Annotated in this window: 24 protein-coding genes; 11 read left to right on the forward strand and 13 right to left on the reverse strand. The window is 65.3% G+C overall.

The features are described 5' to 3' along the window. Positions 1-61 precede the first annotated feature (61 nt). Complete coding sequence (locus tag ASE85_RS14735; protein ID WP_056689804.1) at positions 62-898, forward strand: LysR substrate-binding domain-containing protein; 837 nt, start codon at positions 62-64, stop codon at positions 896-898. A 100-nt stretch (positions 899-998) separates the two neighbouring features. Here the strand turns inward: ASE85_RS14735 and ASE85_RS14740 are convergent, their stop codons facing one another. From ASE85_RS14740 to ASE85_RS23555, 4 genes are read right to left on the reverse strand one after another with little or no spacing between them, the layout of a single operon-like run. After that, entirely contained in the window at positions 999-1946 is a 948-nt protein-coding gene (locus ASE85_RS14740) for a D-isomer specific 2-hydroxyacid dehydrogenase family protein (RefSeq protein ID WP_056689806.1), read from the reverse strand. Position 1947: 1 nt separating this feature from the next. Continuing rightward, positions 1948-3135, reverse strand: a complete 1188-nt coding sequence (locus ASE85_RS14745; RefSeq protein ID WP_056689809.1) for an acyl-CoA dehydrogenase family protein — start codon at positions 3133-3135, stop codon at positions 1948-1950. A 6-nt stretch (positions 3136-3141) separates the two neighbouring features. Continuing rightward, positions 3142-4125 (reverse strand): aliphatic sulfonate ABC transporter substrate-binding protein, encoded by a 984-nt coding sequence (locus tag ASE85_RS14750; protein WP_056689812.1) that lies wholly within the window; start codon positions 4123-4125, stop codon positions 3142-3144. Next, the gene (locus ASE85_RS23555; RefSeq protein WP_200928366.1) at positions 4115-4252 is read right to left on the reverse strand and encodes a hypothetical protein; all 138 of its coding nucleotides are present in this window, start codon (positions 4250-4252) and stop codon (positions 4115-4117) included. The genes ASE85_RS14750 and ASE85_RS23555 overlap by 11 nt, the downstream gene beginning before the upstream one ends. Positions 4253-4351: 99 nt before the next feature. Between ASE85_RS23555 and ASE85_RS14755 the strand changes: the two genes are divergently transcribed. Together ASE85_RS14755 and ASE85_RS14760 are read left to right on the forward strand one after the other, a co-directional pair. Beyond that, on the forward strand, positions 4352-5704 hold the full coding sequence (locus ASE85_RS14755) for an FAD/NAD(P)-binding protein (RefSeq protein ID WP_056689815.1): 1353 nt from the start codon (positions 4352-4354) through the stop codon (positions 5702-5704). A gap of 99 nt (positions 5705-5803) precedes the next feature. After that, positions 5804-7141 (forward strand): LLM class flavin-dependent oxidoreductase, encoded by a 1338-nt coding sequence (locus tag ASE85_RS14760; protein ID WP_056689818.1) that lies wholly within the window; start codon positions 5804-5806, stop codon positions 7139-7141. A 48-nt stretch (positions 7142-7189) separates the two neighbouring features. On the opposite strand, the gene ASE85_RS14765 is transcribed toward ASE85_RS14760, so the two are convergent. Continuing rightward, positions 7190-7804: a TetR/AcrR family transcriptional regulator gene (locus ASE85_RS14765; protein ID WP_056689821.1), complete on the reverse strand. Its 615-nt coding sequence runs from the start codon at positions 7802-7804 to the stop codon at positions 7190-7192. 104 nt (positions 7805-7908) lie between these two features. Between ASE85_RS14765 and ASE85_RS14770 the strand changes: the two genes are divergently transcribed. The 7 genes from ASE85_RS14770 to ASE85_RS14800 are packed head-to-tail and all read left to right on the forward strand — an operon-like array spanning position 7909 to position 14645. After that, entirely contained in the window at positions 7909-8673 is a 765-nt protein-coding gene (locus tag ASE85_RS14770) for an SDR family NAD(P)-dependent oxidoreductase (protein ID WP_056689825.1), read from the forward strand. Beyond that, positions 8670-9857 (forward strand): acyl-CoA dehydrogenase family protein, encoded by a 1188-nt coding sequence (locus ASE85_RS14775; protein WP_056689828.1) that lies wholly within the window; start codon positions 8670-8672, stop codon positions 9855-9857. The genes ASE85_RS14770 and ASE85_RS14775 overlap by 4 nt, the downstream gene beginning before the upstream one ends. Next, positions 9854-10921 carry a phosphotransferase gene (locus ASE85_RS14780; RefSeq protein ID WP_056689831.1) on the forward strand — a complete coding sequence of 356 codons (1068 nt, stop codon included), beginning with the start codon at positions 9854-9856 and terminating at the stop codon, positions 10919-10921. The genes ASE85_RS14775 and ASE85_RS14780 overlap by 4 nt, the downstream gene beginning before the upstream one ends. Next, complete coding sequence (locus ASE85_RS14785; protein WP_056689834.1) at positions 10912-11709, forward strand: enoyl-CoA hydratase/isomerase family protein; 798 nt, start codon at positions 10912-10914, stop codon at positions 11707-11709. Before ASE85_RS14780 ends, ASE85_RS14785 begins: the two co-directional genes overlap by 10 nt. A gap of 1 nt (position 11710) precedes the next feature. Next, entirely contained in the window at positions 11711-12871 is a 1161-nt protein-coding gene (locus ASE85_RS14790) for an acetyl-CoA C-acetyltransferase (protein WP_056689837.1), read from the forward strand. After that, entirely contained in the window at positions 12871-13872 is a 1002-nt protein-coding gene (locus ASE85_RS14795) for an NAD(P)H-dependent flavin oxidoreductase (protein WP_056689839.1), read from the forward strand. The genes ASE85_RS14790 and ASE85_RS14795 overlap by 1 nt, the downstream gene beginning before the upstream one ends. Next, positions 13869-14645 (forward strand): enoyl-CoA hydratase-related protein, encoded by a 777-nt coding sequence (locus ASE85_RS14800; RefSeq protein ID WP_056689842.1) that lies wholly within the window; start codon positions 13869-13871, stop codon positions 14643-14645. Before ASE85_RS14795 ends, ASE85_RS14800 begins: the two co-directional genes overlap by 4 nt. Before the next feature lie 333 nt (positions 14646-14978). On the opposite strand, the gene ASE85_RS14805 is transcribed toward ASE85_RS14800, so the two are convergent. Then, complete coding sequence (locus tag ASE85_RS14805) at positions 14979-15338, reverse strand: DUF3060 domain-containing protein (RefSeq protein ID WP_162237464.1); 360 nt, start codon at positions 15336-15338, stop codon at positions 14979-14981. A gap of 152 nt (positions 15339-15490) precedes the next feature. Here ASE85_RS14805 and ASE85_RS14810 point away from each other — a divergent pair, with 152 nt between their 5' ends. Further along, positions 15491-15811: a hypothetical protein gene (locus ASE85_RS14810; RefSeq protein WP_056690220.1), complete on the forward strand. Its 321-nt coding sequence runs from the start codon at positions 15491-15493 to the stop codon at positions 15809-15811. 17 nt (positions 15812-15828) lie between these two features. Here the strand turns inward: ASE85_RS14810 and ASE85_RS23110 are convergent, their stop codons facing one another. From ASE85_RS23110 to ASE85_RS14850, 7 genes are all read right to left on the reverse strand, one after another. Next, entirely contained in the window at positions 15829-16230 is a 402-nt protein-coding gene (locus tag ASE85_RS23110; protein ID WP_235523551.1) for a hypothetical protein, read from the reverse strand. Between the two features lie 366 nt (positions 16231-16596). Further along, on the reverse strand, positions 16597-17703 hold the full coding sequence (locus tag ASE85_RS14825) for an NAD(P)-dependent alcohol dehydrogenase (RefSeq protein ID WP_056689853.1): 1107 nt from the start codon (positions 17701-17703) through the stop codon (positions 16597-16599). A gap of 10 nt (positions 17704-17713) precedes the next feature. Further along, positions 17714-18505 (reverse strand): SDR family NAD(P)-dependent oxidoreductase, encoded by a 792-nt coding sequence (locus ASE85_RS14830; protein ID WP_056689856.1) that lies wholly within the window; start codon positions 18503-18505, stop codon positions 17714-17716. A 1-nt stretch (position 18506) separates the two neighbouring features. Further along, positions 18507-18926 carry a GFA family protein gene (locus ASE85_RS14835; RefSeq protein ID WP_056689859.1) on the reverse strand — a complete coding sequence of 140 codons (420 nt, stop codon included), beginning with the start codon at positions 18924-18926 and terminating at the stop codon, positions 18507-18509. Continuing rightward, positions 18923-20389, reverse strand: a complete 1467-nt coding sequence (locus ASE85_RS14840) for an aldehyde dehydrogenase family protein (protein ID WP_200928367.1) — start codon at positions 20387-20389, stop codon at positions 18923-18925. The genes ASE85_RS14835 and ASE85_RS14840 overlap by 4 nt, the downstream gene beginning before the upstream one ends. After that, positions 20386-21270 (reverse strand): helix-turn-helix domain-containing protein, encoded by an 885-nt coding sequence (locus tag ASE85_RS14845; RefSeq protein WP_056689862.1) that lies wholly within the window; start codon positions 21268-21270, stop codon positions 20386-20388. The genes ASE85_RS14840 and ASE85_RS14845 overlap by 4 nt, the downstream gene beginning before the upstream one ends. A 7-nt stretch (positions 21271-21277) precedes the next feature. Continuing rightward, complete coding sequence (locus ASE85_RS14850; RefSeq protein WP_056689865.1) at positions 21278-22510, reverse strand: cytochrome P450; 1233 nt, start codon at positions 22508-22510, stop codon at positions 21278-21280.

Raw genomic sequence — 22510 nt, forward strand, 5'->3', positions numbered from 1 at the left:
CTACTGTCCGTTTCCGGCATCGGATCGGTTCCGCCCATTTCATAAACTCAAGGGGTTCATCGTGCCGGTCAATTTGCCGACCAACTTGCTGCGCAGCTTCGTCGCCATCGTCGACACCGGGTCGATGCTGAATGCGTCGGAACAGGTGTTCGTGACGCAATCCGCGCTCAGCCTGCAAATCAAGCGGCTGGAGGAACTGGTGCAGCAGACGCTGTTCCTGCGCGAAGGACGACGGCTCAACCTGACTCCGGCGGGCACGGTGTTGCTCGATTATGCGCGGCGCGTGCTGCTGCTGCATGACGAGGCGGTGGCGGCGGTGAGTGCCGGGCGGTTCGCCGGGCCGGCGCGGATCGGCATGGTGCAGGATTTCGCCGATACGTTGCTGACCGGCCTGCTCTCGCGCTTCGCCGAACTGCATCCCGACGCGCAAATCTATGCGCGCGTGGCCGGTACGGCGGAATTGCAGGCGTTGCTGGATCGGCGGGAACTGGACATATTGCTGGGCTTTGCCGCGCCCAATGATGCCCATGCCGTGACTGTCGCGCCGATGAGCTGGTATGGAGACACCCATCTGGTCGATCGGGAGGTCATCCCACTGGCCGTGCTGGAAGAACCATGCCGGTTCCGCGAGGCGGCGATCCGGGCGCTGGAGGATGCCGGGCTGCAATGGCGGATCGCGGTGGAGACGCCCAATCTGGCGACGCTGAAGGCGGCCGTGGGCGCGGGGCTCGGCGTCACCTGTCGCACGCATCTGTTCCTGGAAGAGACGCAGGCGCTGGAGCATGATCTTCTGCCGCCGCTGCCGCGCGTGGCGGCGATCCTGCGGTCTGGCGACAAGCTGGACAAGGCCGCCAGCCGGTTGGCCGAACTGGCGCGGGAGACGGTCGAGGCGCTTTGATAGCGACAAGCCAGTAGCCGCACGTTCCCCGGCCTGCGCCGGGGAACGCCTCATATAGATGAAAGGGGGAGCCGATGATGATCGCCTCCCTCTTTTGTGCTCAATATCCCCGCGCCGGATCGACGATGTCGCTGGGCGCCTCTCCCCGTGCGAAGCGGGAAATATCGTCGCGCACCTTGTCCAGCAGGCGATGGCGCACCAGCGTATGATTGCTGGAGACATGCGGCGTCAGGCGCACGCGCGGATGGGTGTAGAGCGGATGGCCTTCGGGCAGCGGCTCCGGATCGGTGACGTCCAGCGTCGCGAAGCCGGGACCACCCTTTCCGTCCAGCGCGTGGATCAGGGCATCCTGATCGATCACCGACCCGCGCGCGACGTTGATGATATGGGCGCCGGGCTTCACCCTGGCGAGCAGGTCCGCATTGAAGAGATGGTGCGTCTGGGGCGTGGCGGGCACGGCGATGATGATATGATCGGCGCGGGCGACCAGCGTGTCGATGTCGCCGACATGCTCCACGCCGCTGATCCCCGATTGCGCCCCGGTGCGGCGCAGGCCGACCACCTGCGCGCCGAGCGCCAGTCCGCGTTGCGCCACTGCCTGACCGATCGCGCCCAAACCGACGATGCCGATCGTCGTGCCCGACACCCGGCCGAGCGGGACGTTGATCCACTGCGCGCGCGACCGGGCGGCGATGCCCTCCAGATTCTTGGCATGGGCGTAGATGGCGGCGATGACATAGTCGGCAATCTCGTCCGACGCGACGCCGCGACCACAGGTGACGAGCGGCGCGTCGAGCAGCCATTGCGGGTAGAAATCGATCCCGGCCGACGCGCTGTAGACCCATTTCAGCCGGCCAGGCCATGCCGGCGGGCGCTGGATGGAAGGTTGTCGCCAGGACGGCGACGGGCGCACCAGCAGGACGTCCGCTTCGGCAGCGGCAGTCCATGGCTCCTCCTCTGCGACGTCGATCAATATGGGGGCGATCGGATGCTGGCTGAGGCCCTTGTTGAAATCGGCGTCAAGCTGGCTGGCGATGATGAGTGACATGTCAGTTCCCAAGAGCCGCCCGACCAGCGGCGATCAATATGGTGTCGGTCTGTGGCGAGTGGATGCGGCTGCACAGAACATCGCGATAATGACGTTCCAGCGGGTTCTTCCGGCTGATGCCGGGATTGCCGGTGAGTTCGAGGCCGATCTCCACCGCGCGGATCGCATTGGCGGTGGCGAGATATTTAATGTTGTTCACCGCCACCGCGCCCGGCGGATCGCCGGCTTCATGGTGGGCTGCGGCATCGCGGATCAGCGTGCGATTGACCTGCAACAGCGCTTCTATCTCGCCGAATTTTTCCTGCACGCGCGGCAGGGTGGCGAGCGACGCGCCCAGATTGGTCGGCACGCGGTCGTTGAGATAGGCGCGCAGCCAGTCCCGCGCGGCCCGCGCGACGCCGTCATAGATGGTCGAGATAGCGAGCGCGTTCCAGATGGCGAGGCCGGGATCGCTCGCGCCCGTCGCCCATTGCGCAGGCAGGCGGATATCGACCGCATGGTCCAGCGGCGTGGGCGTATCGGTGAAATGCACCGCATGGCTGACGGTGGCTCTCATGCCCAGATGGTCCCAGGCGGGTTCGATGGCGATGCCGGCGCTGTCCGACCGCACCAGGAAATTGCCGACGCGCGGCTCATCCTCATCCGTCTTCGCCCAGACCGAGAACCAGTCGAGGCCGGTCGAGCCGGTGGAATAGATTTTCGTGCCGGTCAGCGCCCAGCCGTCTGCGGTGCGCCGGGCGATGGTCGCGGGCAGGCCGCCGCGTACCGGTGTACCCAGCTCCGGCTCCACTCGCAGACCGCCGATCAGGCCACGACCGGCGACGGCATCGCGCGCCAGCCGCTCGTAAATCGCCTGCGGCCAGGTACGCGCGCGCGTCGGCGTGGCGTGATAATGATAGGTCATGAAGAGGATGAGCGCGACCGAAGGATCGCCCTTCGCCACCGCACCCAGCACCCGGATCGCTTCGACCAGCCCCGCGCCTCGCCCGCCCAGATCGCGCGGGACGGTAAGGCCGATCAGCCCTTCGCCTGCCAGATAATCGAAACCGGCGCGGGGAAATTCGCCGCTGCGGTCATAATGCTCCGCCGTTTCGGCGAGCCGCCGGGTCAGCCGGTCGAGTTGGTCCGCGCTGAGGGGACCGGTCACCTGACGTGGATCGTCGTCGTGCTGAAGTGCCTGTGTGGCCATGATGGTTCAGCCTCTCTTGGGAAGGACATCGTTGAAACGCGCGTCCCACAGCGGGCGCACATCGACCGCCTTGGGCAGCAGCTTCTGGCGATAGAAAAGGTCCGCGACCTGTTGCTGCGAGGCGATGGCTTCGTCGGTGACGGGGCGCAGTTCATAGCTGGCGCTCTTGCGCTTGAACTGGTCGAGCACATAGGCGCGGGGAACCCCGATATCCTGGGCGATGATGGCCGCCCATTCATCCTGATGCGCCGCCGCCCAGCCATAAGCCTTTTGCACCAGCGTCAGATAGTCGGCGATCAACTTCGCCTTTTCCGGATCGGCCAGCGCATCGACATGGGCGGACACCAGATAATTGCCCGACAATATGCCGTAAGCGGTCTTGAGGATGCGTGCACCCTCGGTCGCGATGGCGCGCTGGATCGGGAAGCCGTAAATCGCCCAAGCGTCGAGCGCGCCCTGCGAAAAGGCGGCCGCGCCGTCCGTCACGCCCATCGCCACCGGGATGATGTCGTTCCAGCCGAGGCCGACGTCCTCCAGCATGCGGATCAGGAAATATTGCGATGTGGTGGCGCGGACATAGCCGATGCGCTTGCCCTTCAAGTCGGCGATGCTCTTCGCCTTAGATCCCCTGGGCACCAGCACGACCTGGTTGTTGACGTCGCCATGGGCGACGGCGATCTGGCGGAAACTCTGGATGGTGGAGGCGGCCGCGAAGATGGGCGGGATTTCGCTCATCCCGCCATAATCGAGCGAGCCGCCGTTCAACGCCTCGACCACCAGATGGCCGGACTGGAACTCGCTATAGGCGAGGTCGAATCCTTCGGGGACGATGCCAGCCGCCTTGAACAGCAGGCGGGTATCGCCTTCGCCCTTGCCGGTGATGGAGACGCGCAATTTCGGCTTGCCACCCCTGGCCGCGCCGCACCCGGCCAGGATCAGGCAGGACGCCGCACCGACAAATCCGCGCCGGGAAAGCGGATCAAAGACCATGCGTGGCGTCGCCCAGCGGCTCTACCCGCCGCTCGAACAGGACGACATCGGGGTCGCGGAGGAACTCCCGGCGCGCCGCTTCGCGCAGGCGCGCCCATCGCTGGGGCAGGGAACGCAACAGGCTCATGATCGTCCTTCCTTCGATGCAGATAACACTTTATCTATTTTAACAGTAGAGATATGTCCCACAAGCAATGCTGGTGGAACCATTAGAAATGCTTGATCCATGCTGAAGGTCGATCATGTCGTCATCATTGGCGGCGGCTTCAGCGGCGTGCTGCTGGCCATCAACCTGCTGCGCCACGGCAATGTGCGCGTGACGCTGGTGGAGCGGCGGCCCGACCGGCTGGGGCGCGGGCTGGCCTATGGGGCGGCGCAGGCGGACCATATCCTGAACGTGCGCGCCGCCAATATGAGCGCGCTGCCCGACCAGCCCGGTCATTTCGTGGACTGGCTGACGGAACAGGGATTGGGACAGGGAGGCAGTTTTGCGACCCGCCGGGATTATGGCGGCTATCTGTGCGCGATGCTGGATGAAGCGCGTGCTGCAGCGGGCGACCGGTTTAATGTCGTGAGCGACGAGGCCGTGGATCTGGTGGTCAGAGAGGACGGCGCCCTGGTTGCGCTGCGATCGGGCGGCATATTGGACGCCGATGTCGCAGTGATCGCGCCGGGCAATCTGCCGCCGCACGACCTGCCCGCCTTTGTCGGCCTGGATCGTCCGGCCTATGTCAACGATCCATGGGCTGCGGATATCGCCACCGGCCTTGGGACGGATGATGTGGTGCTGTTGCTGGGGAGCGGCCTGACCGCCGTGGATTGCGCGCTGAGCCTGGACAGTGCGGGTTACAAGGGGCGGACTATTGCCCTGTCCCGCCGTGGCATGGCCCCGCAGGCGCATGCCCCTGCCCCACCCTATGCGCCGCGTCAGGACCGACCCACCGGTCCCATATCCCAACTGGTGCGCACGGTGCGCGATCGGGCGGCGGAGATCGGCTGGCGCAATGCGGTGGATGAGTTGCGCCCCTTCACCCCCGATATGTGGCGCGCCGCCAGCGCCAACGAGCGCAACCGCTTCCTGCGCCATCTGCGCCCCTATTGGGATGTGCATCGCCATCGCATCGCGCCCGGTGTGGCGGAGCGGCTGGAGGGGCTGCGCGCGCAGGGGCGGCTGGAGGTGCAGGCGGCCAAGGTGGCTACGGCGGCGCCCGATGGCGACGGTCTGTTGATCGGCTTGCGACCGCGCGGTGCGGTGGAGAGTGAGAGCCTGAAAGTCGCGCGCGTGGTGAATTGCACCGGGCCGTTGGGCGATTTGCGGCGGGTGAGCGATCCGTTGCTGCGGAACCTGTTCGACCGGGGCGACATCAGGCCCGATCCGCTGGCGATCGGCATCGACGTGGATCGCCAGTGCCGCGCCATCGCCGCCCATGGCGATGCGCAAGGCCGCCTGCATGTCGTCGGGCCGATGACGCGCGGCGCCCATTGGGAAATCGTCGCCGTGCCGGACATCCGCCGGCAGGTCTGGACGCTGGCCCGCGAACTGACCAGCGCCCATTGGGTGGAGGCAGAAGGGCTTTAGTATTTGGCCAAATCATAAATGACCGAGCAGTCCGCGTTGGTTCGCGGATATGCGCGCGCCTATTCCATGACCTTCAACTCTTCATGGAAAGGACGCTCCATGGCCCAACAGCGGCATATCAAGCTCGGCTTCATCCTGCATGGCGTGGGGCGCACCTGGAACGACTGGCGACACCCCGATCGCGACAACAATGCCAGCACCAGTCTGGCCCAATATCAGCGGCAGGCTGCGACCGCCGAACGCGGTAAGTTCGACTTCCTGTTCGTCGCCGACAGCCTGTCGATCAACGAGAAATCCAGCCCGCATTATCTCAATCGGTTCGAGCCGATCACGATCCTGTCCGCGCTGGCGGCCACCACGTCACGCATCGGGCTGGTCGCCACGCTGACGGTCAGCTATTCCGAACCCTTCAATGTCGCGCGGCAATTCGCCTCGCTCGATCATCTGAGCGGCGGGCGCGCTGGTTGGAATGTCGTCACGTCCTGGCTGGGCGACACCGCCGCCAATTTCAGCAAGGCCGAACATCCGGCCCATGCCGTGCGATATCGCATCGCCGGCGAATATCTGGATGTGGTGCAGGGGCTTTGGGACAGTTGGGAAAAAGACGCCCATGTCGCCGACAAGGAGAGCGGCCAGTTCGTCGATCCCGACAAGCTGCACCGGCTGGATCACAAGGGCGAATTCTTCCAGGTGCGCGGGCCACTGAACATCAAGCGCACGCCGCAGGGGCAGCCGGTCATTTTCCAGGCCGGCGCGTCCGATGACGGCCGCGCCTTTGCCGCCAGGCGGGCGGAGGTGATCTTCACCCATGCGGCCACGCAGGAGGATGGCCAAGCCTATTATGCCGACGTCAAGGCGCGGGCCAAGGGTTTCGGCCGCGATTCCGACCAGTTGTTCATCCTGCCCGGCATCGCACCGATCGTGGGCGATACGGACGAGGAAGCCGAGGCGCGCTATCGCGAACTGGCGGCGCTGGAGTCGATCGACACGGGCCTTGGCTATCTGTCGCGCACGTTCAACGACCATGACTTCCGCCAATATGATCTGGACGCGCCCTTCCCCGATGTCGAACATATCGGCCTCAACAGCCAGCAGAGCGGCACGCTGCGCATTTTGGCGGAGGTGCGGGGGGAAAATCTGACGCTGCGCCAGATTGCCGAGCGGCTGGCAACGCCGCGCGGCGCCTTCGTCGGATCGGCCGAGACGGTGGCCGACCGGTTGCAGGCCTGGTTCGAGAGCGGCGCGGCGGACGGGTTCGTTTTGTTCGAACCCCTGCCCGGCCAGTTGGACCTGTTCGTGGACAAGGTGATCCCGATTTTGCAGGCGCGCGGCCTGTTCCGCAGCGAGTATGTCGGCACGACCTTCCGCGAGCATCTGGGCCTGCCGGTGCCGGACAACCGCTATACGGCGGCGCGGTCGGCAAAGAGCGCGGCTTAAAAATAGAGGGACCGGCGATCGCAATCGCCGGCCCATTTTCCTATTGGATCAGGAGCGCGGGTCCAGCCCGCCCATCAGCACCTTCACCATCGCCTCCGATATCTCCGCCGGTGTCAGGGCGCCTTTGGGATCGTACCAGCGCCCTGGCCAGTTGAGCGCACCGGCCAGCGTGAAGGCCGTCATCTTGACGTCGATCGGACCGATCGAGCCGTCCTCCACCGCCTCGGCCAATATCTGGCGCATGGCGACGTCGATCTTCTTCTTGAGCGCGCGATAGCGCGGCAGGCTCTCGCGCGAGAGCGCCTCCTCCCCGGTGCGCGACACACAGATGCCGAAATCGTCCATGTTGATTTCGACATAGCGGCGCAGGAATTTGACCAGCCGGTCACGGCCGCTGCCCGGCTCTGCCCGCGCCTCATCGGCCGCTTCCAGCAATTGCTCCAGACCGATGGTGATGCACTCCAGCAGCACCTGATCCTTGTTCGCCAGATAATGATAGATGGTGCGCTTCGATATGCCAAGGCTGGCCGCGACATCGTCCAGCGAGGTCGCGAAAAATCCGCGTTCGTTGAACATCCGCACGGCAGCGCGCAGCACTGCGTCGCGTTTGGCCGCCCTGTCCGCTTCCCGTTGCGCCGCATTTCTGAAGGGAGAATTCTGCATGTCTCGATCATTGACAGGAAACCCGTAAAAGCACAATACACTTGTGAGTGCATATTGATCGAACGGGTTTCTTGATTCGATAAAAAGCGAGAAGAGGATTGCCGATGGACATCAACGGAGTGGGCGCGATCGTGACCGGCGGGGCTTCGGGGCTGGGCGGCGCCACGGCGGCGCGGCTGGCCAGAGGCGGCGCGAACGTGACGATCTTCGATCTGAATGCGCAACTGGGCGAGGCCCACGCCAAGGCGATCGGCGCGCGCTTCGTGCAGGTCGATGTCACCAACGAAGCGGCGATCGAGCAGGCGATCGGGGAGGCCGAAGCGCTTAACGGGAAGGCCCGTATTCTCGCCAACTGCGCCGGCGTCGGTCCGCCGGCCAAGGTCATCGGCCGCGATGGCAAAGCGATCCCGCTTGCGGACTTCTCCAGGATATTGACCGTCAACCTGATCGGCAGCTTCAACGTCCTGTCCAAATTCGCAGCGCGCATCATCGACGCGGAGACGGTGGGCGTCGAGGAGCGCGGCGTCATCATCAACACCGCCAGCGTCGCCGCGTTCGACGGGCAGATCGGTCAGGCGGCCTATAGCGCGTCCAAGGGCGGCATCGTCGGCATGACCCTGCCCATCGCCCGCGAATTTGCGCGTTACGGCATTCGCGTCATGACGATCGCGCCGGGCATCTTCCTGACGCCGCTGCTCGCCACATTGCCGCAGGAGGCGCAGGATTCGCTGGGCAGGCAGGTGCCCTTCCCCACCCGCCTCGGCCAGCCGGACGAATTCGCGCTGATGGTCGAGCAGATCGTCGCCAATCCGATGCTGAACGGCGAAGTGATCCGTCTGGACGGCGCTATCCGGATGGCGCCACGATGAGTGGCGCGGGAGCAGAGCGCACGGCCGCCATCGCCGCGAGGGTCGAAGCCTTCGTCCGCGATGTCGTCGCCCCCTATGAACAGGATCCGCGTCGGGACCATCATGATTGCCCCAGCGAGGAATTGATCGAGGAGTTGAAGGAAAAGGCGCGCGCAGCCGGCGTGCTGACGCCCCATATATTGAGCGACGGCAGCCATCTCAACCAGCGGGAAACCGCGATCGTGCTGGCGAAGACCGGGCTGTCGCCGCTCGGCCCGCTGGCCTGCAACACAGCCGCGCCCGATGAGGGCAATATGTACCTACTGGGCAAGGTCGGCAGCGCGGAGATCAAGGAGCGGTTCCTGAAGCCGCTGGTGGAAGGGCGCACCCGGTCGGCCTTCTTCATGACCGAGCCGGCGATGGAGGGCGGCGCGGGATCAGACCCGTCGATGATGCGTACGACCTGCGTGCAGGATGGCAATCATTGGGTCATCAACGGGCGCAAGGCGTTCATCACCGGGGCGCAGGGTGCCGGGATCGGCATCGTCATGGCGAAGTCCGCAGATGGCGCCTGCATGTTCCTGGTCGATCTGCCCGACCCGGCAATCCGTATCGACCATATCCCCAATATGATCGACAGTTCGATGCCGGGCGGCCACGCCGTGCTGACCATCGACAATCTGCGCGTACCCGCCGACCAGATGCTGGGCCATTCGGGCGAAGGCTTCCAATATGCGCAGGTGCGGCTCAGCCCGGCGCGGCTGTCGCACTGCATGCGCTGGCTGGGCGCGTGCATCCGCGCCAATGAGATTGCGAGCGACTATGCCAATCGTCGCATGGCGTTCGGCAAGACGCTGATCGATCATGAGGGCGTCGGCTTCATGCTGGCGGACAATCTGATCGACCTGAAGCAGGCCGAACTGATGATCGACTGGTGCGCGGGCGTGCTGGATGGCGGATCGCTCGGTACGGCAGAAAGCTCCATGGCCAAGGTCGCGGTATCCGAAGCGCTGATGCGCGTCGCAGACCGCTGCGTGCAGGTGATGGGCGGCACGGGCCTGACCAGCGATACGATCGTGGAACAGGTGTTCCGCGAAATCCGCGCCTTCCGCATTTATGACGGCCCGACCGAAGTGCATAAATGGAGCCTGGCCAAGAAGATCAAGCGCGACTGGAAAAAGGCGCAAACGGAGACGGCGGCATGAGCGCGGTGGGCGACGATGCCAATGCCGGCACGACGGCGGTGCGCGATGCCTATCGTTTCGATGAGGCGGCGCTTGCGCGGTGGATGGATACCCATGTCGAGGGCTATCGGGGGCCGCTGACCGTCGAACAGTTCAAGGGCGGACAGTCCAACCCTACCTACAAGCTGGTGACGCCGGGCCGCAGCTATGTGCTGCGCCGCAAGCCGCCGGGCGACACGCTGAAGGGCGCGCATGCGGTCGATCGCGAGGCGCGGGTGCTGAGCGCGCTGGGCGGCGTGGGCTTTCCGGTGGCGCGGGTGTTTGGCCTGTGCGCTGACGACAGCGTCATCGGCAGTTGGTTCTATGTCATGGACATGGTCGAGGGCCGGATATTCTGGAACGCGACTTTTCCGACCGTGTCCGACGCAGAGCGGCCAGCCCATTTCGACGCGATGAACGCGACGATCGCGCAGTTGCATGGGATTGATTATGCAGCGATCGGCCTTGGCGACTATGGCAAGCCGGGCAATTATTTCGCGCGACAGATCGGTCGTTGGTCCCGCCAATATCTGGAGGATCAGGATGCCGGGCGCGACCCGGACATGGACGCGCTGATTGCCTGGCTGCCGGAGCATATCCCGACGGGCGAGGAAAGCAGCATCGTGCATGGCGACTTCCGCTGCGACAATATGATCTTTCACCCGACGGAGCCGCGCGTACTGGCGGTGCTGGACTGGGAATTGTCGACACTGGGGCATCCGCTGGCCGATTTCGCCTATCATGCGATGATGTACCAGATGCCGCCCGATATCGTCGCGGGGCTGGGCGGCGTGGATATTGGCGGGCTGAACATTCCGGACGAGGCGGATTATGTCGCCGCCTATTGTGCGCGGACCGGGCGTACCGGCATCGCCCATTGGGATTTCTACATTGCCTTCAACTATTTCCGGCTGGCGGCGATCTTCCACGGCATCAAGGGGCGCGTGATCCGGGGTACGGCGGCGTCCGCCCATGCGCGCGAACGGGCCAAGGCCCTGCCGCGCCTGTCCGCGCTGGCGCGCCAATCCATGGAGAAATGCGCATGAGCGATATGCCTGTTACCGTCGCGATTGACGGTCCCATCGCCACATTGACGCTGAACCGTCCGGCGGCCGGCAATACGGTGAACCAGCCGCTGGCCGATGCGCTGCTGGATGCCGCGATCCTCTGCGACAATGATCCGGCCATTCGCTGCGTGGTGCTGACCGGCAATGGCAAGCTGTTCTGCGGTGGCGGCGACATTTCCGCCTTCGATGCGGCGGGCGATCAGGTGCCGGCTTTTCTCAGCCGGCTGGCGGGCACGCTGCATATGGCGGTGAGCCGGTTGCTGCGGATGGGCAAGCCCTCGCTGGTGGCGGTGAATGGCCCGGCCGCGGGCGCGGGCCTGAGCCTCGCCATATCGGGCGATGTGGTGATTGCGGCGCAATCGGCGCATTTCATCGCCGCTTATGGCAGCGTCGGCCTGACGCCGGATGGCGGCATGTCCTGGCTGTTGCCGCGCCATGTCGGGTTGCGCCGGGCGCAGGAAATCATCCTGACCAACCGCAAGGTGAGTGCGCAAGAAGCCGAAGCGATCGGCATGGTGACGCGCACCGTGGACGACGATGATTTTGCCGCTGAAGTGGCGAAGATCGCCCGGATGCTGGCCGATGGGCCGACCGGCGCGATCGCGGGCGCACGGGCGCTGCTGCTGGAAAGCGCCAGCAGTCCGCTCGAAGCGCAACTGGAGCGGGAGACGCGCAGCATCGCGGCGGCGGGCGGTAGCGGTGAATGCCGCGAGGGCGTCGCCGCCTTTCTTGCGCGCCGCAAACCAGACTTTTCAGGAGACGCATGACATGATGCAAGCCTATATCGTTGAAGCCGTCAGAACCGCCGGCGGACGCCGCAACGGCGCGCTGGCGGGCTGGCACCCGGCCGACATGGGCGGCGAGGTGCTGAACGCCTTGGTCGACCGCAGCGGAATCGATCCGGCCGCGATCGAGGATGTGATCCTGGGCTGCGTGACGCAGGCGGGCGAACAGGGCTTCGCCTTTGCCCGTAATGCCGTGCTGGCCTCCCGCCTGCCGCAGAGCGTGCCCGCCGTCACCATCGACCGCCAGTGCGGATCGTCGCAACAGGCGCTGCAATTCGCGGCGCAGGCGGTGATGTCGGGCACGCAGGACGTGGTGATCGCCGCCGGCGCGGAAAGCATGACGCGCGTGCCGATGTTCTCCAACATCAGCTATCATCAGCGCGAAAGCGTGGGCGTGGGACCGTTCAGCGACCGCATCAAGCAGCGCTTCGGCGTCGAGACGTTCAGCCAGTTTGAGGGGGCGGAGATGATCGCCGTCAAATATGGCTTCGATCGGGCTGCGCTGGACCGTTATGCCCTGCAAAGCCATCAGCGCGCCGCCGCCGCGACGCAGGCGAAGCGCTTTGCATCGCAGATCGTGCCGCTGGAAACCGAAAACGGGCTGCATGTGACGGACGAAGGCATCCGCGCCGACGCTACGCTGGAGGGGATCGGATCGGTCAAGCTGCTGAAGGACGGCGGCGTGGTATCGGCCGCCAATGCCAGCCAGATCTGCGACGGCGCTTCGGGCATATTGGTGGTCAACGAACGGGCGTTGAAGGCGCATGACCTGACCCCCATCGCCCGGATCGTGAACATGACGGTAACGGCCGGCGACCCGATCATCATGCTGGAGGAGCCGATCTTCGCCACGCGCAAGGCGCTGGAGCGGGCGGGCCTGACGATCGACGATATCGACCTGTATGAAGTGAACGAAGCCTTTGCGCCGGTGCCGATGGCCTGGTTGAAGGCGCTGGGCGCTGATCCGGACAAGCTGAACGTCAATGGCGGGGCGATCGCGCTCGGCCATCCGTTGGGCGCGACCGGCACGAAGCTGATGGCGACGCTGGTGCATGAATTGCGCGCGCGCGGCCAGCGCTATGGCCTGCAAACCGTGTGCGAGGGTGGCGGCATCGCCAATGTGACCATCGTGGAGGCGCTGTAATGGCGATCAGCACACGCATCACCGAGTTGCTGGGGATCGAGCATCCGATCGTGCAGGGCGGCATGATGTGGGTCGGCCGGGCGGAGCTGGCCGCTGCCGTCTCCAATGCCGGGGGGCTTGGCATATTGACCGCCCTTACGCAGCCGACGCCGGACGATCTGCGACGGGAAATCGACCGTTGCCGGTCCATGACCGACAAGCCGTTTGGCGTGAACCTGACCATATTGCCGTCGGTGACGCCGCCGCCTTACGCGGACTATCGCAAGGCGATCATCGACAGCGGTGTGCGCATTGTCGAGACGGCGGGGCACAAGCCGCAAGAGCATGTCGAGGATTTCAAGGGCCATGGCATCACCGTGCTGCACAAATGCACCGCCGTCCGTCATGCGCTGTCGGCGGAGCGGATGGGCGTCGACGTCATTTCCATCGACGGTTTCGAATGTGCCGGCCATCCGGGCGAGGATGATATTCCCGGCCTGATCCTGATCCCCGCTGCGGCGGACAAGGTGAAAGTGCCGATGCTGGCGAGCGGCGGCTTTGGCGACGGGCGCGGGCTGGCGGCGGCACTGGCGCTGGGCGCGGAGGGGATCAACATGGGCACCCGCTTCTGCGCCACGGTGGAAGCGCCGATCCATGAGGCCGTGAAGCAGTTCATCGTCGCCAATGACGAGCGCGCCACCAACATGATCTTTCGCCGGTTCCACAATAGCGCTCGTGTCGCGAAGAACAGCGTGTCGGATCAGGTGGTCGCCATCAGCCAGCAGGCTGATGCCGTGTTCGAGGATATCCGGCCATATGTGTCCGGCGCCAGGGGGCGCGAGGCATTGGAGACGGGCAATCTGGACGCGGGCCTTGTCTGGGCCGGGCAGGTTCAGGGGCTGATCCATGATATTCCGACCTGTCATGACCTGCTGGCGCAGATCGTCGGGGACGCCGAGCGGATCATTTCCGGTCGCCTGGCCGGATTCCTGCAACGCCAGCCCGGAAGGATCGCCGCATGATTTATCACTATGTCGAGGTGGTGCGGGAAGGCCCGCTGACGATCGTGACGATCAATCGCCCGGAAGCGCATAATGCCCTGAATGCCGAGGCGCATCTGGAGTTGCAGTCGGTCTTCGATGACTATCAGAGCGACGACAGCCAGTGGGTCGCGATCATCACCGGCGCTGGGTCGAAGGCTTTTTGCGCGGGGCATGATCTGAAGCAACAGGCGGCAGGCGGCGGCATGATGACGCCGCCTGGGGGCTTTGCAGGCCTGACCAGCCGGTTCGACCTCAACAAACCGGTCATTGCCGCTGTCAACGGCGTTGCCATGGGCGGTGGTTTCGAGATCGTGCTGGCCTGCGACATCGTCGTCGCGTCAGCCAATGCCCTGTTCGCGCTGCCGGAACCGCGGGTCGGCATCGCCGCATTGGCCGGCGGGATGCAGCGATTGCCGCGCATCATCGGCTTGCAGCGCGCGATGGGGATGTTGCTGACCGGCCGCCGCGTGCGTGCGCAGGAAGGCTTCACGCTGGGCTTCGTAACGGAGGTGACCGACGGCGATGTGCTGGAGGCGGCGCGGCGGTGGGCCAGCGAAATTCTGGCGTGCAGTCCCATGTCGATCCGTGCAACCAAGGAAGCGACGCATCGCGGCCTGACCGTCTCCATGCAGGATGGCATGGAAGCGGAATGGGACTATCCGACGATGAAGGCGCTGCTGGCGTCGGAGGATTTTGTCGAGGGGCCGAAGGCCTTTGCAGAGAAGCGCGCGCCCAACTGGCTGGGCCGATGAATAAGGACGCCCCGGTGAACGGGGCGCCCATGTCTTTCAGGATCGCACTGTGTAGCGGATCGGGAGCCGCTTGAGGCCCGACACGAAGTTCGCCTCCATCCAGGCAGAGTCGCCGACCAGGGCCGATCGACATTCAGCCCTGACGGCCTGCAAATGGCGCTTTCCCGCGCTTCCGGTGCTCACCTACTTTGAGTAGGCTGCGCTCCGGGTCACGAAAAACCACCATTTTACCTGCGGTGGCCTGCGGCTCGGCTCGTCATCATCTGAACGTCGATCGATCCTGGTTGCCGTCCTGATCCGCTGCGCTCGCAGTGACGAGAATAGGCGCTTTTTTTAGCGCGCGCGGGTCACGCTGTTGCCGACGCCGGCGCTGCTGACCTTTGGCGACGTCTTGCCGGGTGTATGCCAACTGACCTTGTTGCTGATCCCTTCGACATTGATGGAGGACTGCGCCGCCATCTGCGCCGTGACGACATTGCCGGACCCTTCGACCGTCAGATGGGTGCAGGCGCCTTCGACCGTGACCTGGTTGTTGGTGCCGGTCACGGTCGCCTTGCCCCCCGCACAGTCGAGCGTAGAGGTTTCGCCCGTGCCTTCCAGAACAGCCTGCGCGTGGGCGGGCGCCATAGTCGCAACGCTCACGAAGAGCGCGGCGCTGGTAGCGATGATCCGGGACGAGGTCTTGTCGGCCATGATTGTCATCCTCTTTCTTCTTCGGGATGATGGGTGGCATAGCCTGTATGATGGCTTGTGACCGTTGCGACGAGCAGGGGCGGGCGCACGATGACTGGCATGGCCAGGACGATAGGGCTGGCTTGCCGCTCCCCGCCTGCTATGGCGGGGCGATGCTCAACATGCACAATCAGGCCGGAACCGTCCTTGTCGACGGGGTCACATATGAATGGGAACTTCGGCGGGAGCCGCAATGGAGCGACGCCGACGGCTGGCGCGGCATGACGATCGCCCTGTTGCAGGCCGACACGCAGCGCGAGGCGGTGCTGGAATTCCCACCGCCCAAGCGGTTGCTGAAGGGGTTGCAGCGCGGACGGCTCCAGATCAACGATGCGATCGTCTCACGCGGCGTGCGCGCGGCGCTGGCGGCCGGATGGGAACCGGCGTCCCGTGGCAAGCCGGTGGTGTTCATGGTGGATGCGGACGGGAATTAGGAGAACGGCGCTGAACATCAGCAGGGGCCATGCCAGAACAGGCCCTCCCCCAAATCCGACCAGCATTCAGGCAGCATGCCAAGGTTCCGCTTGTCCGGCGCGAAGCCATATCCCCAGCCACCGTCGAAAAACGGTTTCGTGACGATCTGCACCGATCCACGATAGACGGTCACATAATAGGGCTTCAATCCGGCAATCGCAGGCGGCCATTGATCCTTCGGAACGTCGGAAGCCTGCTTAATCGGGTTGATCGGGTGAGTGGCCATCAGATGGCGTGCTTCGGCTGCGATCGCCCTCAATCTCTTGGGATTATGAGTCGGGTGCGGGACAGCGCTGTACAGGCCGAGCGCGACCAATATGACAATTGGAATGGCAAGGCGCAGGCACCCGTGCGATCTGACGTCTCCCTGCTCCCCCATGGAATGAAGCTTACCATTGCGGTGCGTGCCCGCAAGTCCCCTTTGGTCATCCCGGGCGTGACCCGGCATCCCGCTCAATTCCTGGCATAACGCATGAAGGCAAGCCGAACCCCGGATCAAGTCGGGGTGACGGTGGAGTGAGATGGCCTCATGCCGCCAGCAAACGCACCAGCGGCGCGGCATATTCGATCAGGGCGCCGGATTCCGCCAGGACTTCCGAAATAAGGCCGGGCCGATCGACGTGCAGGTCGATCCGCGCGACCACATCGCCCGGCGCATACCGGATTGCCCAACTTCACCCGCCTGCTGGGTGGCGAAGGTCATCTGAATCAGGCGGATTCCTTTGTTCAGCGATAGTCGTCATTGCTACGGGATCAGAACCGCCTTCACGCAATCGCCGCGTGCCTGTGCCGCTACCGCCGCGTTGATCTGCGCCAGCGGGAAGGTCTGGATCAACCGGTCGAACGGGAACCGCCCTGCCCGATACAGTTCCACCAATTCCGGGATGAAGCTGTCCAGGTCGCTGTCGCCTTCGATGATGCCATGGATGCGATGGCCATAGGTGATGAGCGCAGCGAGATTGATGGAAAGGCTGCTTTCCGGCCGGGGCGGCACACCGACCAGCCCCAGCAGGCCGTGGCTGCCAAGCGACGCCGGCGCCGCCTCCACCACCGCTTCCCGCCCGCTCGTCTCGAACGCAAACTCGACGCCGTCCGCCACGATCGCGCGGATCGCGTCCGGCAGCGAAGGCTCTCCTGCCGGGTCGATCGCATGGGTCGCGCCCAGCGACAGCGCCAGATCGCGGCGACTGGCCACGGGTTCGACCACGATGATCGTCGCGCACCCCTGGATCACCGCGCCCATCACCGCCGCCAGGCCCACCGGTCCCGCGCCGAAGATGGCGATGCTCGATCCGGCCGGACAGGCGAGTGATCGCATCACCCCGCCCGCCCCGGTCTGGAACCCGCAGGCCAGCGGCCCCAGCAATTCCAGCGGCACATCCGTCGCCTCGATCTTCACGACATTGCGCTCCTGCGCCAGCGCATGCCCGGCAAAGGAGGACTGGCCGAAGAAATGGCCGGACAACGCCGCGTCACCCTGCCGCAGCCCCGAACTGCCGTCCGCTCGCGTGCCCGCATAGTTGAGCATGGGAAAGTCGCGGCAATAGGAGGGGAGATGCTCGTCGCACCGCGCGCAATGGCCGCAACTGGCAAAGCCGATCACGACCCTGTCGCCCGGCACGACCTTGGTCACGCCATCACCCACTGCCTCGACGATGCCCGCCCCTTCATGCCCCAACACGGCGGGCAGCGGGATCGGGATGAACTGGTCCCGCGCGACCAGATCGGTATGGCACAGCCCGACCCCGACGATCCGTACCAGCACCTCGCCCGGCCGGGGCGGATCGATGACGATCGGCTCGACCGTGAAGGGGTGATGCGGGGCGCGGGCGACGGCGGCGATACTGTCCATGATATGTCCTTCAGGCTGCGGTATAGCCACCATCGGCAACGAACTCCGCGCCGGTGATGAAAGCGGCATCGTCACCGGCCAGGAAGGCGACGAGCGGGGCGATATCCTGCGCCACGCCCAGCCGCCCCATCGGGATCATCCGCGCCCAGGCGGCGAGCGCGACCTCCGGCGGGATCAGCGCCCCCGTCTCGTCGCGGGGCGGCTCCCAGTCGGCGCCCAAATTGGTCTGCACTGGCCCCGGCAGTACGCAATTGACGCGGATGCCGGTCTTGGCAAGCTCGACCGCGACCGCACGGCTCAGCGATCGGACCGCGCCTTTGGTGGCGCTGTAGGCCGCGAACTGCGCGCCCGCGACCATGCCATAGACCGATGCGATATTGATGATCGACGCGCCCTTCGCCCCATCGGCAATGGTGCGGCGCATCAGCGGCAATGCGGTCTGCATGCCGATATAAACGCTCTCCACGTTGATGCGGTTCTGCCGGCGCAGTAGCTCGACTGGCGCTTCCTCGAACGGCTGGGCCATCATGATACCGGCATTGTTGACCAATATGTCGAGCCGGCCGAAGCGCGCGTCGATTGCCGCCACGCCATCTGCCCATGCCGCTTCGCTGGTGACGTCCTGCATCAGCGACAGGGTCGCCGCGCCGCTGCACAACCCGACGGTTTCCTCCAGCCCCGCCGGATTGATGTCGCCCAGCACGACGCTCGCGCCCTGCGCCACCAGCGCGATCGCGGTCGCCCGACCGATGCCCGATCCCGCACCCGTGACCCAGGCGACCTTGCCATCCAGCTTGCTCATCTCATTCTCCGATATTGGACCGCGCGAAACGCTGGTCGGTGATGGGCGGCATCCAGTTGAGCGCGCTGTCGCAATAGGCCTCCAGCATCGGCGGCCACTGGTCGGGCATGTCGAGCGTACCGGCCTTGACGATCGTCAACCCCGGCAGCGCCGCCGCCATCGACCGGATCGGCGACCCGCATGTGGCGCAGAAGTGGCGGTAGACCGCCGCGCCGCTTTCGCCGCGATCCGTGTAGATGCGGGTTTCGCCCCTTTCGCTATAGGCCTCGTCCGCGACCGCGCAGACCAGCGAGAAGGGCGCGCCGCCCTGCTTGCGGCAATGGGTGCAATGGCATAGCGCCACCAGCAGCGGATCGCCGGAAAAGCTGTAGCGCACCTGCCCGCACAGGCACCCGCCTTCATGGACGCTCAAGTCGCTCATAATGCCACCACCACCGTCTTGGGTTCCAGATAGGCGTCCAGCACCTCGCTGCCATTTTCGCGGCCGATGCCGGACATCTTCATGCCGCCGAAGGGAAAGGCCGGATCGGCCAGCATCACGCAGTTGACGAAGGCCGTGCCGGCCTCCAGTCGCGCCGCCGTGCGATGCGCGGTTGCCAGGTCGCGGGTGAAGACATGGGCGGCTAGGCCGTAGGGGCTGTCATTAGAGAGGTCGATCGCCTCGTCCAGATCGTCGAAGGCGGCGGTGGCCAGCACCGGTCCGAATATCTCCTCCCGCGCCGCCTCCGCATCGCGCGGCACATCACGCAGCAGGGTGGGCGGGAAATAATAGCCTTCGGCGGGCAGCGCCCCATGCGCCGCCACCGCCTCTATCCCCGCCGCCCGCGCGCGTTCGACATAGCCTGTCACCCGCTCATGCTGGCGCGCGCTGATCAGCGGACCGAGCGCGGTGCTACGATCCGCGCTGCTGCCCAGCGTCAATCCGGCGGCAAAGGTGGCTATGCCCTCCACCACCTCGTCATAGACAGACCGATGCACATAGAGGCGCGTGCCAGCATAACAGACCTGCCCGCTGTTGAAGAAACAGCCCATCGCCGCTTGCGGAATGGCGTTCGACAGGTCGGCGTCGGCGCAAATGATGGAGGGCGACTTGCCGCCGAGTTCCAGCGTGACCCGTTTCAATTCAGGCACGGACGCCCGTAATATCCCCTGCCCCGTCGCGGTCGATCCGGTGAAGGCGATCTTGGCGACGAGCGGATGCTCCACCAGCGCCGCGCCGGTCGCGCCGTCGCCGGTGACGACACTCAGCACGCCGTCGGGCAATCCCGCCTGCCGCGCCAGTTCCACCAGCCGCAGCGCGGACAGGGGCGTTTCCGGTGCAGGTTTCAGAACGACGGTGCATCCCGCCGCCAGCGCGGGCGCGATTTTCCACATCGCCAGCACCAGCGGGAAATTCCACGGCGTGATCGCCGCGACCACACCGATCGGCTCGCGCCGCGTGTAGACATGCCACTGGCCCGGCATGGCGGACAATGTGCCCGCCCGGCCCGCCAGTTTGGTCGGCCAGCCGGCATAGGTGCGCAGCCATCCGATCGCGGCGGGAATATCGACTGTCTCCGTCACCGCGATCGGCTTGCCAGCGTCCAGCGCCTCCAGCGCTGCGAGCCGGGGCAAGTCTGCCTCGATCGCATCGGCAAAGCGGTGCAGCAGCCGCTCGCGCGCCAGCGGCGTCAGGTCGCGCCAGGCCGGATCATGGAACGCCCGGTGCGCCGCCTGTACGATTGCATCGACTTGGCTCCCATCGGCCACCGGTATCTGCGCAAAGGTCTGCGCCGTGCAGGGATCGATGTCGGCGATCGTCGCCCCGGTGGCCAGCCGATCGCCGCCTGCGCGTAACTTCATATCGGGCAGAACCAGTCCCTCGAAACCCTGAATGGCACTCACTGAAGCGTCTCCTGACGGCGTCTGCGAAAATCGCTCGGCGTTTCGCCGGCAAACTGGCGGAAGGCGCGGGTGAAATGGCTCTGGCTGGTGAAGCCGAGCGCGTCGGCGATCGTCGCCATCGACGTGTCGGACTGTTCCAGCATCTGCTGCGCCCGGTCGAGCCGCGCGCGCATGACATATTGATGCGGCGACACGCCCGTCGCCTTCTTGAACACGCGGCAGAAATGGGTCGGGGTGATGCCGGCCTGCGCCGCCAGTTCCTCCAGATTGTGACTGGCTTCGGGCCGGTCGAGAATGGCGTTCATGATCGCGTGGATGCGATAGGAGGAGAAAGCGGTGGTCGGGATTTCCGCGCTACTGGCGTTCACCGGCCCGCGCATCATATGGGCTTTGAGCGCATCGACGAGTGCGCCGACATAGACGTCCCGATCCTTCGTCTGCGGCGCATAGAGTTCGCCCAGCACCTGCCGCGTCAGCGCCACGCCCAGCGGATCGGAGAAGGCGAAGCGCATCCGCCTGAACTGGTCGAGCGCGGGCGCGCGTTGCAGGTCGGTGGACGCGACGCTCAGCGTCACGACGTCCAGTTCGCCATCGACCAGCCAGCCGGTCGGCTGCCCCGACGGAACGATGGTGGCGCATCCGGGCAGCGAACTCGTCTCGCTCCACCCGTCCCGTTCCCAGGTGCGGACATTGGGCTTGCCTGCGATATGCACGACGAACATCGGGTCGGGTAAAGCCGGCAAGGTGTAGCTGCCGACGAACTGACGCCAGCGGCACAGGCGCCAGCGTCCATGGTCGGCGCCCAACTGGATGTCGGGCGCACGGCCAAGCGCGTCGGAAATAATCTGTTCGTCGGTCGATCCGCGCGCCGGGTCCATCATCCTCTCCTCATGCAGGCACCATCTGCACGTCCAGATTCTTCAACCCGTTGATGAAGTTGGACCTGAATCGGCGTGGCGCCGCCATCACATTGAACCGGGCGACACGCTCCGCCAAGAGACTGAACGCCACCCTCAACTGCATTTCGGCGAGGCGCGATCCCACGCACACATGCTGGCCGGTGCCAAAGCCCAGATGCTGGATATTGCCCCGGTTTATGTCGAACCGGTCGGGGTCGGGAAAGACGCTCTCGTCGCGATTGGCCGCGATGTACCACAGCACTATCTTGTCGCCTTTGGCGATCGCCTGCCCGCCGATCTGGGTGTCCGCCGTCGCCGTCCGCCGCATGTGCATGACGGGGCTGGCATAGCGCACCATTTCGCGCACGCCGTTCTTCAGCAAAGTCGGATCGGCACGGACCAAGTCCCACTGGTCGGGATTGGCGGCGAAGGCGGCGACACTGTGGCTCAGCGAATTGCGCGTCGTTTCGTTCGCACCGACCAGCGCCAGGATGAGGTTGCCGACAAACTCCTGGAACGTCACCGGCTGGCCGTTGACTTCCATGGTCGCCAGCAAGGTCGCCAGATCCTGCCCCGGCGTTGCTCGGCGCTCCTCGAACAGCCCCTGCGCAAAGGCCATGAACTCGCCCAGTATCGCCGCCATCGCTTGCGGCGACTGGCGGAAGTCGGGGTCATCCTCCCCGACGAAGGCGTTGGTCCAGTCGTAGAGTTTGACCCACATGTCGGTCGGCAGGTCGAGCAATTCGCACAGGGTGAGCAACGGCAGCGGCGCGGACAGCAACGGCACCAGATCGACCGTTTCGCCAAGCGGAATCTTCTTGATCAGGCTGAGGCAGCGATCCCGGATGCGTTCTTCGATCCCGGCCAGCCGCCCCGGCGACAGAGCGGGCATGATGAACTTGCGATATTGGGTATGGAGTGGCGGATCGACCGAGATGAAGGGGATGCCGATCGCCGCCTCCCCCGCCCCGGTCAGGCCGACCTCATTTTCGTTGAAGATGCGATGGCCGCCATTGTCATAAGCGGACGAGAAGAGGCCGGGATTGCGCGACACTTCCACGATGTCGGCATAGCGGGTGAGCGCCCAGAAGCCCGCCCCGTCGCTTTCCGGGTTCCAGTAGACGGGCTGTTCCGCCCGGAGCCGCGCGAACAGGTCGTGCGGCGCCCGGTCGCAATAGAGATCGGGGTCTTTGAGATCCGGGGCGGCTGGCGTGGCGGTCAT

The organism is Sphingobium sp. Leaf26 (assembly GCF_001421665.1).
Classification (GTDB): domain Bacteria; phylum Pseudomonadota; class Alphaproteobacteria; order Sphingomonadales; family Sphingomonadaceae; genus Sphingobium.